The following is a 13,977-nucleotide window of genomic DNA, read 5'->3' as shown; positions in this document are numbered from 1 at the left end:
GGAGCCGTGGTGGATTGAATCGCCTGGGTGTCCGGGTCGGACTGGTGCCCCCGGGACGCGACACCGGGGAGCCGGCGTTGCCGACTCCCCGGTTCTCGAAGGGTGACCGAGGGGACTTGAACCCCCGACCTCCAGGATCACAACCTGGCGCTACCACCAGCTGAGCTACGGCCACCATGTATGCCCGGGAGCGTTGCCGCTCACGGCGTCGAACAGTCTGCCAGGTCGGGAGCGGATCGCCACCCTCGATTCGTCGATCGTCCGGCTTCGCGCGGAGCCGCCCTCGTTTGCGACACTGATCGGGTGACGACTTCCGCTGTGACTCCCCTCGAACGTGTCGATGCCGCCATCGACGCCCTCCTCGCCGAGCACCCGCCGGCCTCGACCCCGAACCAGGAGTTCCGGGGACACCGGTACGACGCCGGCCTGGCGTGGGTGCACTTCCCGGAGGGGTTCGGCGGCATGGGGCTCAAGCCCGAGCTGAACAAGCACGTCGACCAGCGACTGAAGGAGGCCGGCGCAAAGCCGACCGAGCCGCACACCTTCTTCATGGCGCTCGCCGGCCCGACGATCGTGACCCACGGCAGCGACGAGGTGAAGGAGCGCTTCCTCCGCCCCATGTACACCGGTGAAGAGGTCTGGTGTCAGCTGTTCTCCGAGCCCGGCGCCGGGTCCGACTTCGCGGGTCTCGCCACCCGCGCCGTGCGAGACGGGGATGAGTGGATCATCAACGGCCAGAAGGTCTGGAACACCCTGGCCCACATCGCCGACTTCGGCATGCTCGTCACCCGCTCCGACCCCGACGCCCCGAAGCACAAGGGCATGACCTACTTCGCGCTCGACATGAAGGCACCCGGTGTCGAGGTGCGACCGCTGCGCCAGATCACCGGCGAGGCCGAGTTCAACGAGGTCTACATGACCGACGTGCGAGTGCCCGACGCCCACCGCGTCGGCGACGTCGGCGAGGGCTGGCGCGCCAGCCTCACCACGCTCATGAACGAGCGCAACGCGATCGGCACCGGCAGCGGCGCCGGATCGGGCTCCACGTCACGCCCGGGCGGTGCGGCCAACGACGCCGTCGCGATCTGGAACGAACTCGACCCGTCCGAGCAGACGCCGGTCCGCAAGGACACCCTCATGAAGTTCTGGGTGCAGGCCGAGGTCAACCGGCTCACGAACCGCCGCGCCGGCCAGAACGCGAAGGCCGGCAACCCCGGCCCCGAGATGTCGATCGCGAAGCTCGCCTTCTCCGAGCTCAACAAGGGCCTGTACGAGTTCTGCATCGACCTGATGGGCGCGGACGCTCTGATCGACTACGACTACACGTTCCGTCGTCCCGAAGACCTCGACGTGTCGGGCATGGGCCACGGGCCCCGCTACTCGTTCCTCCGCGTGCGGGCCAACTCGATCGAGGGTGGCACGACCGAGATCCTCCGCAACATCCTCGGTGAACAGGTGCTCGGCCTGCCGGGCGAACCACGGGTCGACAAAGACGTCCCCTGGAACACCGTCCCCCGCAGCTGAACCGTCGGATGAGGTCTGACCTCATCCGACGGGCGCGACGGCTTCGACCCGCCAATCTGGCCGGATGAGGGGTCGGATGGGGTCAGACCCCATCCGACCAACCGATCCGTGCCGTGGGGCGGGTTGCTGGCCCGGGGAGCGGCGCAGGTCTAGCCTGAGCTGACCCGTCGCGCGGATGCGGCGGCAGTTCACAGAAAGCACCGATAACTCGTGTCGAGTCACGACGAACTCGTTTCGAAGGCCAAGCAGATCACCGAGCGCGAGATGGCGTCCTACGCCGAGCGCACGAAAGCCAGCCAGGCGGCGACCGAACGCGCCCGGAAGGTGATGCCGGCCGGTGTGCCGTCGAGCTTCCAGGCGTACGACCCGTGGCCGGTCGTGGTGAAGCACGCCGCCGGTTTCACGATGGTCGACGTCGACGACAACAGCTACGTCGACTACGACATGGGGTTCGGTGCGCTGTTCGCCGGTCACATGAACCCGGCGGTCCACAAGGCCGTCAGCGAACAGCTCGCCGACGGAACCCTGTACGTCACGCCGTGCGAACTCAACGCCGAAGTCGGCGAGATCCTCGCCGACCGGTACGGGTTCCCGATGTGGCGGCCCACCAACTCGGGAACCGAGGCGACGATGGACGCCATCCGTCTCGCTCGCGGCGTCACCGGACGCGAGAAGCTGGTCAAGGTCGAAGGCGGCTACCACGGCCACCACGACGAGGTGATGATCTCGAACAAGCCGGGTCTCGACGAGGCCGGGCCGGCCGACGCACCGCACTCGGTGCCCCAGTCGGGCGGCATCACGCAGGGCACGATCGACGACGTCATCGTGATCCCCTACAACGACCCCGAGGCACTCGATCGTGCGCTGGCGGCGGGCGACGTGGCGTGCTTCATCGTCGAGCCGGTCATGGAGAACATCGGCATCTGCTTGCCCGACGAGGGCTACCTGCAGGCCGTCCGCGACATCTGCGACAAGCACGGCACCCTCCTGATCTTCGACGAGGTCAAGACCGGCATCACCGCCGGCTACGGCGGCGCCACGAACCAGCTCGGGGTTCGTCCCGACCTGATCACCCTCGCCAAGTCGATCGGCGGCGGCTTCCCCGTCGGAGCGTTCGGCGGCAAGGCCGAGTACATGAACTACATCACCGACGGCACGGTGCTGCACCTCGGCACCTACAACGGCAACCCGCTCGTGATGGCCGCCGTCAAGGCCACGCTGACCGAGGCGTGCACCAAGCCGATCGTGGAGGAGACCGTCGCCCGCAATGGCCGACTGGTCGATGCCTGCCAGGCGATCATCGACCGCTCCGGCATCCCGGCCCACACGGTGCGGTTCGGTGCGAAGGGCTGCATCACGTGGTCGGCGTCGCCGGTTCGCAACTACCGCGACTACAAGGCGACCGACTTCGACCTGGCGTTCGCCCAGTGGATCCACGGCATCAACCGTGGCGTGCTCTTGCCGCCCGGTCTCGACGAGCAGTGGCTGATCTCGGTCATGCACGACGACGACGCCGCGATGCGCTACGCCACCGTCTTCGACGAGTTCGTCCAAGAACTCGTCGGCTGACGCACAGCACCCCATGCGAGTCGAGGCGATGTCGGTCGAGGTCAGACCCCAACCGACATGCCCGGCGTCGCAGGCTTGAGCAAACCCGTCGGTTGGGGTCTGACCTCAACCGACGCAACGGATGGGGTCGTACCTGTCGGTTGATGTCTGACATCAACCGACGAGCACCACGCTGGTCGGTCGATCGATGTCTGACAACCGAGACATCAACCGGCGGGACGACGTCGAATCGGCCGGAAGGACGACGTCGGTGGGGGAGCGGTGCGGCATGATGCTCGGGTGAGTGTGATTTCCACCGCCGGGCTGACAATGCAGTTCGGCTCGCATCGGGCGCTCGACGCCCTCGACGTCGACGTGCCGAACGGCATCACCGGCCTGGTCGGTGCCAACGGCGCCGGCAAGACCACCCTGATGTCGATCCTGCTCGGATTGCGCCGCGCCACGTCCGGCACGGCGACCGTGCTCGGCCTCGATCCGTCGACGCAGGGCGCCGAACTCCGTGCCCTCGTCGGCTACGGCCCCGAGCGCAACGTCCTGCCCGAAGACATGCCGGCGTCCGACTTCGTCAAGCACCTCGCCGAGGTGCGCGGTCTCCCGAGCGACGAGGCCCGCAGTCGGGCCAGTGACGCACTGTGGCTGGTCGGCCTCGGCGAAGAACGGTTCCGTGCCCTCGGCTCGATGTCGACCGGGCAACGGCAGCGCGTCAAGCTCGCCCAGGCGATCGCCGCCGATCCGCGTCTGATCTTCCTCGACGAACCGACCGACGGGCTCGACCCGGTGCAGCGCGACGAGATGCTCGCCCTGATCCGCCAGATCAGTGCCGAGTACTCGATCGACGTCGTGCTCTCGTCGCACCTGCTCGAAGAAGTCGAGCGGATCTGCGACAACGTCGTGGCGCTCGACGCCGGCACGCTGGTCGCGAGCGGCCCGCTCGCCCAGCTCGTCGGCGACGACGAGGGCGTCGTGCTCGAGATCGTCGAGGTCGCCGACCGGCCCGGTGCGATCGAGCAGGTCTCGGCCAGCCTCACCGGCGCCGGCTTCGTCGTCCGGCCGCTCGGGGTCGGCACGGTCGAGGTGATCGGTCCCGACGTCGACCTGGTCGCCGACGGAGTCCGCGATGCGCTCGCTGCGAGCGGCGCCCGTCTCGGCAAGGTCGTCAGACGGCGCCGCCGACTCGAAGACCTGTTCCACATCGCAGCAGAGGTGTCGTCATGAGCGACGCACAGATCCTCGACCGGGGCTACCGCCGCTACGACGGTGAGCGGTCCGGCGTCCGCGGTGCGGTCCGCTCCGTGGCATGGCACACCACACGAAGCATCCTCGGGCTCGGTCGCAAGGGCCGACACAAGGTGTTCCCGATCATCGTGGCGGTCATCGCCTTCGTGCCGGCCACGGTCTTCCTCGCGGTCACGGTGCTGTTCGGGGAGCTCGGCGACGAAGTCCGCCCCGAGTACTGGGAGTTCTTCGGGTTCTCGGTGATGGCGGCGCTGCTGTTCACGGCGTTCGTGGCCCCGGAGGCCATCGTCCGTGACCGTCGCGACGGCATGTTCTCGCTCTACTTGTCGACGCCGCTCACCAAGCCGACCTACCTGCTCGCCAAGGCCATGGCGACCGTCGGCACGCTCTGGTTGATCATCGGTCTGCCGGTGGTCATGGCGTTCATCGGCTACACCGTGCAGTCGCAGGGCCCCGACGGGTTCCCGGCGTGGCTCGGCGTGGCTGCTCGGCTGCTCGCCTCGGGGCTGCTGATCAGCGCCATCTACACGGCGGTCAGCCTCGCAGCGTCGAGCATCACCGACCGGCGTGCGTTCGCGAGCGTGGCCGTGATCATGCTCATGTTCGGTCTCTCGATCGCAGTCAACCTGATCGTCGAAGAGGGTCAGATGAGCGACTGGTTGTCGCTCCTCGACCCGCTCGGCACGCCGCTCGAGATCCCGGCCCGCATGTTCGGCGGCGAGTCGGTCGAGTACGCCGGCGTCGCCACCTGGGCGGTCGCCCTCGCCAACGCGGCGTGGCTGCTCGTTCCGTCCGCGATCGTCGCCTTCCGCTACCGCAACCTGGAGGCCGTCTGATGAGTGACTGGGCACCCCCGACCCCGGCGATGCCGCCGCCTCCCGATCCGAATGCCCCGGCCCCCATGGTCGAGGTCACCAACGTCACCAAGGCGTTCGGCGACGTCGTCGCCGTCTCCGACGTGTCGTTTCGCGTCGGCCCCGGTGTCACGGCGCTGCTCGGCCCGAACGGCGCCGGCAAGTCGACCCTGTTCCGCGTGATGTGTGGCCTGACGCCGCCGTCGCAGGGCACCGTCCGCGTGCTCGGCGCCGACGCTCGAGCCGACCGTGAAGTTCGTGGCCGGATCGGGCTGGCGCCACAGCAGGACGCCTTGTTCGATCGGCTCAGCGCCCATCGATTCGTCGAGATCGCCGCGCTGACCCACGCCGTGTCCGAACCGGCATCGGCCGCGGACCGTGCACTCGAACTCGTCGACCTCGACCCCCGGGTCGACAAGCCGGTCGGTTCCTACTCGAAGGGCATGCGGCAGCGGGTGAAGCTCGCGGCGGCACTCGTCAACGATCCCGACGTGCTGATCCTCGACGAGCCGCTGACGGGCCTCGATCCGGTGCAGCGCAATCGCATGATCCGGCTGTTCCACGATCTCGGCGACCAGGGCAAGTGCCTGCTCGTGTCGAGCCATGTGCTCGACGAGGTGGCCCGGATCGGATCGAACGTCCTCGTGATCGCTCAAGGTCGCCTCGCGGCGTCGGGTGACTATCGGGCGCTCCGTCGCCTGATGGACGATCGTCCGCTGCGTTTGCGCATCAACGCCGACCGGCCGCGCGACCTCGCCGCTGCGCTCGTCGGTGGGTCGTTCGTCGACGGGGTCTCGGTCTCGGCCGACGAGGTGATCGCCGACACCACCGACATCGATCGTTTCGGCCGCCACGTGGCGGCCGTCGCCAAGGAGCTCGACGTGCGCCTGTACGAAGTCCAACCGACCGACGACGACCTCGAGTCGGTCTTCCGCTATCTCGTGGAGCGTCGGCGATGAGCGGCCGTTCGGTTTCCCCGTTCGCCGCCATCGGTCTCACGTACCGGCTGCTGCTGCGACAGCTCGTCAGCCGCGGGCGCGTGCTCGCCCTCCTCGCAGTCGGCTTGGCCGTCGCCGCGGTGGCGTGGGCGGTCGGGTCGTCGTCCGACGTGACCGACCCGCTCGAGGCGTCGGTGGGCGTGATCGCCGGTCTCGGTTTCACCGTCGTCGTCCCGGTCGTGTCGCTCGTGTTCGCCACCGCCGCGCTCGGTGACGCTCGCGAGGACGGCACGCTCGTCTATCTGTGGCTCCGACCGATCGACCGATGGCCGGTCGTGGTGGGCGCCTGGCTCGCCGCACTCACCGTCAGTCTGCCACTCACGCTCGGCCCGCTCGCACTCGCAGCGGTGCTGTCGGGCGAGGCCGGCACGATCTTCGGTGCCACGATGCTCGCGTCGATCGTCGGCGTCGTGGCCTACAGCGCCGTGTTCCTCCTGGTCGGTCTGCTGGTGAAGAACCCGATCGTGTGGGGGCTCGGCTACGTCCTGATCTGGGAAGGCGTCATCTCGGCGTTCGGCAGCTCGGCGGCACAGTTGGCGATCTCGGGATACACCCGCTCGATCGTCACGGCGATGACCGACGTCGACGTCGATCTCGGCGACCAGTCGCTCGCCGCTGGCGTCATCGTTCCGATCCTCGTCGCCGTGGTCGCCCTGTTCGTCGCCGCTCGTCGCCTCGACGGCATGGACGTCGCCTGACGTCGCCGACGCACGTGTCGTCGACCACGTCGGTTCCGTCGGTCAGCTCCAGCCGGGGTTGTCGCCACCGCGATAGCGGGTGACCGACAGCGGCGTCGACCATTGGCGACGCTTGCCGCCCGACATCGACCCGAGGATCAGCACGACGCCCATCACGGCGAAGATCACGGCGCCGCCGAACACGACCGGTGTGGTGCGCAGCGCCAACTGCTTGATCGCGTGCGTCCAGGTCTGGTTGTCGAGTGCCGGCAGCAGATGGACCGGGATGAGATACCCGAACACGATCAGCGACGCGGCGAGCGCGATCCCGAACTCGCCCAGGCCCCGCAGTACATCGCGTCGTTCGGGGCGCGTGAGCAGTCCGAGCACGAGTGCGATCACGCCGATCACGCCCGTCCCGAGTGCGATCCACCCGAGCGCGGCGCGCATGTTCGACAACACACCGATCGTGTCGATCGGCAAGGTGATGTCGGGTGCGTCGACGGCCCGCTCGTCGCGGACGATCGGCACCATGTCGAGCCCGGTGACCACGACCGGGTCGTCGGCGTTGCCGATGATGCGGTCGTGGATGCGCTCGAGGACGGGCGCCATGACGGCGGCGCCGGGGCGCGACGTCATCACGACGTCTTCGAGGAGGGTGCCGAGTTCGGCCTGGGTCTGGCCGATCGTGGGCGCTGCGGCACCGGTGATGAGTGTGTTGAGCTCGACCCGGATGTCGGCCTCTTCGAGGATGGCCGCGGCGCTTTCGCGGGTGTCGTCGGGCGTGAACGCGATCCGTTGGAGCCACCACGACCCGGCTGCGATACTGATCGACACCGCTGCGACCAAGAACAACATCCCGGCAAGACTCCGCTCCACGGGGTGAGAGTCTGGCAAAGACGAGCGGTAGTCTGCGAGTGTGAGTGGTATGTCCGGACAAATCCCCGTCATCCAGCCCATCGAGAAAGCCCCGTCCCGGCCCCGTCTCCTGGCGCGCGGATTCACCCGCCGGTGCCCCTGGTGTGGCGATCGCCACGCCTATTTCACCGGCTGGTTCAAGCGCGAGGAGCGCTGTCAGCGGTGCGGTCACGGCTACCGACGCGGCGACCACGCGTTCGAACTCGGCGCCACCACGGCCAACATCATCCTGACCTTCGGCACCCTGCTCCTGGTGATGCTGGTGCTCGTCGTCGCGACCGTGCCCGACGTACCGGTCGTGCTCGTCGTCGTGGCAGCCAGCGCCGTCGGCCTGCTGGGGCCGGCGCTGTACTACCCGATCTCGTTCACGCTGTGGCAGGCGGTCGACCTCTGGATGCGTCCGCCGACCGAGGCCGAACTCGCCGGCATCGCCGACGCCTCGCTGTAGCGCGCCCGGCCGGCGCCGGGTTCATGGAACGGCGAGACGCTCGAACGACGGGAGAATCGAACGACGGGAAAATCGAACGATTGTTCCCTGGGATCCTTGCCGAACGGTTGTTCGACAACTACAGTGTTGTCATTCCCGATCGCACCTCGGACTGCACCTCGGATCGCACCCGATCCAGCGGCTCGTGACCGACCGGGGAAACCATGTGACACCCCTTCCGTACGGTGATCACCACGTCGAATCCCCGACGGAACGGGCGCACGTCGCCCCGACAACGAGAAGCAGGAACAGGGAGACACCACAATGGCGAACGACCGCGAAAAGGCGCTGGACATGGCGCTGTCCCAGATCGACAAGCAGTTCGGCAAGGGATCGATCATGCGGATGGGCGAGAAGGGCACCATGGCGGTCGAGGCCGTCTCCACCGGTGCACTGAGCCTCGACCTCGCACTCGGCATCGGCGGCCTGCCGCGTGGCCGCATCACGGAGATCTACGGCCCGGAGTCGTCGGGTAAGTCGACCCTCGCCATGCACGTCGTGGCCGAGGCCCAGCGCAACGGTGGCACGTGCGCCTACATCGACGCCGAGCACGCGATGGACCCGGTCTACGCCAAGGCGATCGGCGTCGACATCGACCAGCTCCTCATCTCCCAGCCCGACACCGGCGAGCAGGCACTCGAGATCTGCGACATGCTCGTGCGCTCCGGCGCGATCGACGTCGTCGTCGTCGACTCGGTGGCGGCGCTCACGCCCCGTGCCGAGATCGAGGGCGAGATGGGCGACACCCACGTCGGCCTCCAGGCCCGCCTCATGAGCCAGGCGCTGCGCAAGCTGACCGGCAACCTCAACAAGACCAAGACGATCTGCGTCTTCATCAACCAGCTGCGCGAGAAGATCGGTGTCATGTTCGGCTCGCCCGAGACGACGCCGGGCGGTCGTGCGCTCAAGTTCTACTCGTCGGTCCGTCTCGACATCCGCCGCATCGAGTCCCTGAAGGACGGCGCCGAGGTCGTCGGCAACCGCACCCGCGTCAAGGTCGTCAAGAACAAGGTCGCCCCGCCGTTCCGGCAGGCCGAGTTCGACATCATGTACGGCAAGGGCATCAGTCGTGAGGGGTCGCTGCTCGACATGTCGGTCGATCTGGGCATCGTGACCAAATCGGGAGCGTGGTTCACCTACGAAGGCGAACAGCTCGGCCAGGGCCGGGAGAACGCCAAGAACTTCCTCACCGAGCATCTCGAGGTGATGATGGAAATCAGCGACAAGGTGATGATCGCTGCCGGCCTGCGCCCCGATCCCGATGCGCCCGGCGACGAGTTCACCGACGCCGACGACGAGCCCATCACGCTCGACTGATCCAGGAGGCGGTCGGTTCTGGTCGGGTGTCCGACCGGAACCGGCCACCCGACCGTCGAACGCACCAACCCGGTCGGTTCTGGTCCGACACCAACCGACCGACATCGACCGATCGAGGAGATCACGACATGGCCGTCCCACAACGTCTGACGATGGTGACGCTCGGCGTTGCCGACCTGGCCCGATCGACGGCGTTCTACGAATCGCTCGGTTGGACACGATCGTCGGCGTCGCAGGACACCGTGACGTTCTTCTCGATGCAGGGCAGCGCCCTCGGCCTGTTCGGTCGTGACGCGCTGGCTGATGACGCTGGCGTCGACAGCCAGGGCTCGGGCTTCCGGGCCGTCACCGTGGCGCTTAACTGCGACAGCCGCGACGAGGTCGACGCCGTGTTCGCCGAGTGGGTCGCCGCCGGCGCCGAGCCGGTCAAGCAACCCGAGCCGGTGTTCTGGGGCGGCTACTCGTCGTACGTCGCCGACCCCGACGGCCATCTCTGGGAGATCGCTCACAACCCGTACGCCCCGAACGACGAGTCGGGCCGCATGCCGCTACCCGACTGACCGCCGCTCGCTCCCCGGTGCTCCGGGTCGTGGTGCTCGGTGGTGCGGTGACACGATCGGGCGATGACCCGCTTCGTCGATCTGCAGCCCGAACTGACCGAGGTGGCATCGGGCCTCCGGTTCCCGGAAGGGCCGGTCGCGATGCCCGACGGCTCGGTCGTCCTCGTCGAGATGTTCGGCCCGAGGCTCACGCGTGTCCTGCCCGACGGCACCACCGAGACGATCGCCGACATCCCCGGGGGACCGAACGGCGCGGCGATCGGCCCCGACGGGGCCGTGTACCTGTGCAACAACGGCGGCGCCTTCCGTCCGGCCGAGTTGGGCGACCTGCTCCTCCCGGGTGGGTTCGACGCCTCGGCCCACATCGGCGGTCGGGTCCAGCGCGTCGACCTCGACAGCGGCGAGGTGACCGATCTGTACACCGAGTGCGACGGACGACCACTGCGCGCACCGAACGACCTCGTGATGGACGGCCACGGCGGCTTCTACTTCACCGATCACGGCATCCGCGATCACGGCACCCGGACCAGCGATCTGACGGCGATCTACTACGCCCTCGCCGACGGCAGCCACATCCACGAGGTGGTGTTCCCGACCGAAGCCCCGAACGGCATCGGCCTGTCGCCCGACGGCTCGATGCTCTACTGGGCCGAGACGATGACCGGTCGCGTGTTCCAGCGTGCCGTGGTCACGCCCGGCGAGTTGGCGCCGGCGGTGCCGCTCGACCCGTCGGCCGTGTTGTGCGGCCTCGCCGGCCAGCAGTACCTCGACTCGCTCGCTGTCGACGGCGATGGGTGGGTGTGCGTCGCCACGATCTTCAACGGTGGCGTGACGGCGATCTCGCCCGACGGTGAGGTGGTCGAGCACCACGCGACGGGCGACATCATCACGACCAACATCTGTTTCGGTGGCGACGATCTGCGCACCGCCTACATCACGTTGTCGAGCACCGGTCGACTGGTGTCGACGCCGTGGCCTCGCACCGGGTTGCGCCTGGCGCACACCTGACGTCCAGGGCGCAGCGCCCGTGCCGCTCAGACCCGCCGGTGCAGTTCGGCTTCGTCGATCGGGTCGTTCCACATCGTCAGGTGCGTCGCATCGCCGTCGTACGGGTGGGCCCGGGCGACGTCCTCGTCGAGCTCGACGCCCAGACCGGGTGCGGTCGGGATCACGACGTTGCCCTCCGACCACTGCAACGGTTCGACGAGCAGATCGGCGTGGAAGCCGGTGAGATCCTGGATCGCCTCGGTGATCAGGAAGTTCGGCGTGCACGCAGCCAGCTGCACGTTGGCCGCCAGACCGATCGGACCGTTGTAGCAGTGCGGTGCCACCTGAGCGCCGAACGCCTCGGCGATCGCCGCCACCTTCTTGCCTTCGAGTAGGCCACCGACGCGCCCGAGGTTCGGCTGGATGACCGACGCTGCCCGCGCCTCGAGGAGCCGCGCGAACTCGTACTTGGTCGTCAGCCGTTCACCGGTGGCGACCGGCACGTGCGACGACTGAGCGACCTGCGCCATCGCAGCGATGTCGTCGGGCGGCACCGGCTCCTCGAACCACAGCGGGTCGTACGGGGCGATCGCCGAGGCGATCCGCAGCGCTCCGCCCGCGGTGAACTGCCCGTGGGTGCCGACGAGGATGTCGGCACGGTCACCGACGGCGTCGCGCACGGCGGCGACGATCGACCGGGTGAGTTCGACGTCGGCGCGTCGGGGTTGGTGCCCTCCCATCGCGGTGTACGGCCCGCACGGGTCGAACTTCACCGCCGTGAAGCCCCGCTCGACCTCCTCGGCCGCCCGTGCCGCTGCGGTATCCGGATCGGTGTACACGTCCGCTGTGTCGTCGGGCTTCGGGTACAGGTACGTGTACGACCGCAACGCCTCGTGCACCCGGCCACCGAGCAGCTCGTAGACGGGCTTGCCGGCCGCCTTGCCGATGATGTCCCAACAGGCGATCTCGAGCGCGCTCATGGCGCCCTGCAGGGTCACGTCGGGTCGCTGGGTGAACCCGCGCGAGTAGGCGCGCCGCCAGAACAGCTCGATGTGGTGCGGATCGTGGCCGACGAGGAACTGATCGGCGAGGTCGACGATCGTGTCGGCGAGCACGGGTGCACGCACCGTCGCCCCGTATGCCTCGCCGTATCCGTACAGCCCGTCGTCGGTGGTCACCTTCGCGACGACGAAGTAGTGGCCTCCCCATCCCGGCGGGGGATTCCCGATGACGAACGTCTCGACTGATTCGATGCGCATGCCGGCGAGTCTCCCAGACCGGTACCAGCGGGCCCGAACGCCGTCAGTCGAAGATGATGACGTTGCGCAGCGCGGCGCCGGATCGGACCTCGTCCATCGCGTCGTTGATCTGCTCCAGGGGGAAGCGGCGCGAGATCAGCCCGTCGAGTTCGAGGTCGCCGTCGTGGTAGCGCTGCATCAGGTCGGGAATGTCGCGTGCGATGACCGAGGTGCCCATCTTCGAACCGAGGATCCGCTGGTTGTTGCCGGCCAGCGTGCTCGGGTCGAACGAACCGGCGACGCCCGTGGCGGGCATGCCGACGATCACGACGGCGCCCATCGTGCCGACGATGTCGCCCGCCGTCGCCAGTGCCGAGGGCGCCCCGGTCGCCACGAACACGTAGTCGGCCATCTCGTCGTTGGTGAGTGATCGGACGAGGTCGTCGATCGGACCGTCGGCGAGGTCGTGGGTGTGGGTGGCACCGAGCCGTGCCGCCAGCTCGAGCTTGCCGGCGTGCATGTCGACGGCGACGATCGACGCCGCCTTGGCGATCGCCGCGCCCTGCACCACGTTCAGGCCGACGCCGCCACACCCCAGCACGACGACGGTGCTGCCGGGCTCGACCTGCGCCGTGTTGACGACGGCGCCGACACCGGTGATCACCCCGCAGGCCAGGAGCGACGCCGAGTCGGCCGGCAGATCGCCGTCGATCGGCACGATCTGGCTGGCGTGCACCACGACCTCCTCGGCGAACGCAGCGGTGCGCATGCCGTGCACGATCGAGGCGCCGTCTCGGTCGGTGAGCGGGGAGCGCCCGTCGAGAGCGAACTGGGTCGAGCAGGCGACCTCGGCCCCGTTCTGGCACCGGTGGCACTCGCCACACGATCGGATGAGGGTGACCACGACCGACGTGCCGACCTCGAAGCCGACGCCGTCGCCGACCTCGACGATCTCGCCGGCGGCCTCGTGGCCGAACACGGCGGGTAGCTCACCGCCCCATTCGCCGTCGGCGTACGACACATCGCTGTGGCAGATCGCGACCGCCCGCAGGCGGACGCGCACCTCGCCGGTCTCGGGGCCGGCCAGGGTGAGTTCTTCGACGGCCAAGGGCTCGCCGAACGAACGGCAGACCGCGGCGCGAACCGTCGACGACATCAGAGGCCCGGCTTCCAGACCATCAGGACGAGGCCGATGAAGAGGCCCAGGTGGGTGATGCCGACGCCGGCGGCCAGCTTGCCGCGAGCGGCGTCGGACGTGTCGGTGATCGAGGGTCGGATGAGGAACCAGCTCACGGTGACGAGGATCAGCCAGTCGACGATCGACAGGGCGAGCCACAGCTGGCTCATCTTGTAGGCATCTTCCGACATGCCGGCCAAGCCCATGCCGAGCACCCACAGCACGATCAGCGCGGGGAACGTCATCTTCATGTGCGTCGCCGCGATCGCCTGCGTCTCACCGGTGCGACGCAGACTCGGGTAGAGGAACAGCGGTCCGAACGCCACGATCGCAGCGAGGATGTGGGCCAGCGCCATGGCGCGGTACGGGAAGGTGTCGAGAAGGATGGCGAGCACGACGCGCACGCTACCCGGCGGGTGCGCCGCCAGTCAGATC

Annotated in this window: 14 protein-coding genes and 1 tRNA gene; 10 read left to right on the top strand and 5 right to left on the bottom strand. The window is 68.4% G+C overall.

The window, feature by feature from the left end; translation table 11 throughout:
• Nucleotides 1–101 precede the first annotated feature (101 nt).
• A tRNA-His gene (locus BDK89_RS13755) sits at nucleotides 102–175 on the bottom strand.
• A gap of 128 nt (nucleotides 176–303) precedes the next feature.
• Between BDK89_RS13755 and BDK89_RS13750 the strand changes: the two genes are divergently transcribed.
• From BDK89_RS13750 to BDK89_RS13725, 6 genes are all read left to right on the top strand, one after another.
• The gene (locus tag BDK89_RS13750; protein ID WP_243839171.1) at nucleotides 304–1,524 is read left to right on the top strand and encodes an acyl-CoA dehydrogenase family protein; all 1,221 of its coding nucleotides are present in this window, start codon (nucleotides 304–306) and stop codon (nucleotides 1,522–1,524) included.
• A 210-nt stretch (nucleotides 1,525–1,734) separates the two neighbouring features.
• Nucleotides 1,735–3,093 carry an aspartate aminotransferase family protein gene (locus BDK89_RS13745; protein WP_133869483.1) on the top strand — a complete coding sequence of 453 codons (1,359 nt, stop codon included), beginning with the start codon at nucleotides 1,735–1,737 and terminating at the stop codon, nucleotides 3,091–3,093.
• A 279-nt stretch (nucleotides 3,094–3,372) separates the two neighbouring features.
• Nucleotides 3,373–4,308, top strand: coding sequence for an ABC transporter ATP-binding protein (locus BDK89_RS13740; protein WP_133869482.1), 936 nt, complete (start codon nucleotides 3,373–3,375; stop codon nucleotides 4,306–4,308).
• Nucleotides 4,305–5,165 (top strand): ABC transporter permease subunit, encoded by an 861-nt coding sequence (locus tag BDK89_RS13735; RefSeq protein WP_133869481.1) that lies wholly within the window; start codon nucleotides 4,305–4,307, stop codon nucleotides 5,163–5,165. Before BDK89_RS13740 ends, BDK89_RS13735 begins: the two co-directional genes overlap by 4 nt.
• Nucleotides 5,165–6,142, top strand: a complete 978-nt coding sequence (locus BDK89_RS13730; protein WP_133869480.1) for an ABC transporter ATP-binding protein — start codon at nucleotides 5,165–5,167, stop codon at nucleotides 6,140–6,142. The genes BDK89_RS13735 and BDK89_RS13730 overlap by 1 nt, the downstream gene beginning before the upstream one ends.
• Nucleotides 6,139–6,879 carry a hypothetical protein gene (locus tag BDK89_RS13725; protein ID WP_133869479.1) on the top strand — a complete coding sequence of 247 codons (741 nt, stop codon included), beginning with the start codon at nucleotides 6,139–6,141 and terminating at the stop codon, nucleotides 6,877–6,879. Before BDK89_RS13730 ends, BDK89_RS13725 begins: the two co-directional genes overlap by 4 nt.
• A 42-nt stretch (nucleotides 6,880–6,921) precedes the next feature.
• On the opposite strand, the gene BDK89_RS13720 is transcribed toward BDK89_RS13725, so the two are convergent.
• Complete coding sequence (locus tag BDK89_RS13720; protein WP_133869478.1) at nucleotides 6,922–7,716, bottom strand: hypothetical protein; 795 nt, start codon at nucleotides 7,714–7,716, stop codon at nucleotides 6,922–6,924.
• 70 nt (nucleotides 7,717–7,786) lie between these two features.
• Here BDK89_RS13720 and BDK89_RS13715 point away from each other — a divergent pair, with 70 nt between their 5' ends.
• From BDK89_RS13715 to BDK89_RS13700, 4 genes are all read left to right on the top strand, one after another.
• Nucleotides 7,787–8,224, top strand: coding sequence for a DUF983 domain-containing protein (locus BDK89_RS13715; protein ID WP_133869477.1), 438 nt, complete (start codon nucleotides 7,787–7,789; stop codon nucleotides 8,222–8,224).
• A 303-nt stretch (nucleotides 8,225–8,527) separates the two neighbouring features.
• A complete protein-coding gene (gene recA / locus BDK89_RS13710) occupies nucleotides 8,528–9,580 on the top strand; it encodes a recombinase RecA (RefSeq protein ID WP_133869476.1) in 1,053 nt (350 codons plus the stop codon).
• Between the two features lie 128 nt (nucleotides 9,581–9,708).
• Complete coding sequence (locus tag BDK89_RS13705; protein WP_133869475.1) at nucleotides 9,709–10,140, top strand: VOC family protein; 432 nt, start codon at nucleotides 9,709–9,711, stop codon at nucleotides 10,138–10,140.
• 63 nt (nucleotides 10,141–10,203) lie between these two features.
• Nucleotides 10,204–11,148, top strand: coding sequence for an SMP-30/gluconolactonase/LRE family protein (locus BDK89_RS13700; protein ID WP_133869474.1), 945 nt, complete (start codon nucleotides 10,204–10,206; stop codon nucleotides 11,146–11,148).
• Nucleotides 11,149–11,174: 26 nt separating this feature from the next.
• On the opposite strand, the gene BDK89_RS13695 is transcribed toward BDK89_RS13700, so the two are convergent.
• From BDK89_RS13695 to BDK89_RS13685, 3 genes are read right to left on the bottom strand one after another with little or no spacing between them, the layout of a single operon-like run.
• The gene (locus BDK89_RS13695; protein ID WP_133869473.1) at nucleotides 11,175–12,386 is read right to left on the bottom strand and encodes a mandelate racemase/muconate lactonizing enzyme family protein; all 1,212 of its coding nucleotides are present in this window, start codon (nucleotides 12,384–12,386) and stop codon (nucleotides 11,175–11,177) included.
• Nucleotides 12,387–12,429: 43 nt separating this feature from the next.
• On the bottom strand, nucleotides 12,430–13,521 hold the full coding sequence (locus BDK89_RS13690; protein ID WP_133869472.1) for an alcohol dehydrogenase catalytic domain-containing protein: 1,092 nt from the start codon (nucleotides 13,519–13,521) through the stop codon (nucleotides 12,430–12,432).
• Complete coding sequence (locus BDK89_RS13685; RefSeq protein ID WP_133869471.1) at nucleotides 13,521–13,937, bottom strand: hypothetical protein; 417 nt, start codon at nucleotides 13,935–13,937, stop codon at nucleotides 13,521–13,523. The genes BDK89_RS13690 and BDK89_RS13685 overlap by 1 nt, the downstream gene beginning before the upstream one ends.
• Nucleotides 13,938–13,977: the final 40 nt, after the last annotated feature.

This window comes from Ilumatobacter fluminis (assembly GCF_004364865.1).
In the GTDB taxonomy this organism is placed as follows: Bacteria; Actinomycetota; Acidimicrobiia; order Acidimicrobiales; family Ilumatobacteraceae; genus Ilumatobacter; species Ilumatobacter fluminis.
Note: the sequence above shows the minus strand (reverse complement) of the source record. Positions and strands in the feature narration are given on the sequence as shown.

Coding starts and splice junctions, on each gene's coding strand:
- BDK89_RS13725 (WP_133869479.1), top strand. CDS start 6,139: ATGAGCGGCCGTTCGGTTTCCCCGTTCGCCGCCATCGGTCTCACGTAC.
- BDK89_RS13720 (WP_133869478.1), bottom strand. CDS start 7,716: ATGTTGTTCTTGGTCGCAGCGGTGTCGATCAGTATCGCAGCCGGGTCG.
- BDK89_RS13730 (WP_133869480.1), top strand. CDS start 5,165: ATGAGTGACTGGGCACCCCCGACCCCGGCGATGCCGCCGCCTCCCGAT.
- BDK89_RS13735 (WP_133869481.1), top strand. CDS start 4,305: ATGAGCGACGCACAGATCCTCGACCGGGGCTACCGCCGCTACGACGGT.
- BDK89_RS13695 (WP_133869473.1), bottom strand. CDS start 12,386: ATGCGCATCGAATCAGTCGAGACGTTCGTCATCGGGAATCCCCCGCCG.
- BDK89_RS13715 (WP_133869477.1), top strand. CDS start 7,787: ATGTCCGGACAAATCCCCGTCATCCAGCCCATCGAGAAAGCCCCGTCC.
- BDK89_RS13700 (WP_133869474.1), top strand. CDS start 10,204: ATGACCCGCTTCGTCGATCTGCAGCCCGAACTGACCGAGGTGGCATCG.
- BDK89_RS13705 (WP_133869475.1), top strand. CDS start 9,709: ATGGCCGTCCCACAACGTCTGACGATGGTGACGCTCGGCGTTGCCGAC.
- BDK89_RS13690 (WP_133869472.1), bottom strand. CDS start 13,521: ATGTCGTCGACGGTTCGCGCCGCGGTCTGCCGTTCGTTCGGCGAGCCC.
- recA (WP_133869476.1), top strand. CDS start 8,528: ATGGCGAACGACCGCGAAAAGGCGCTGGACATGGCGCTGTCCCAGATC.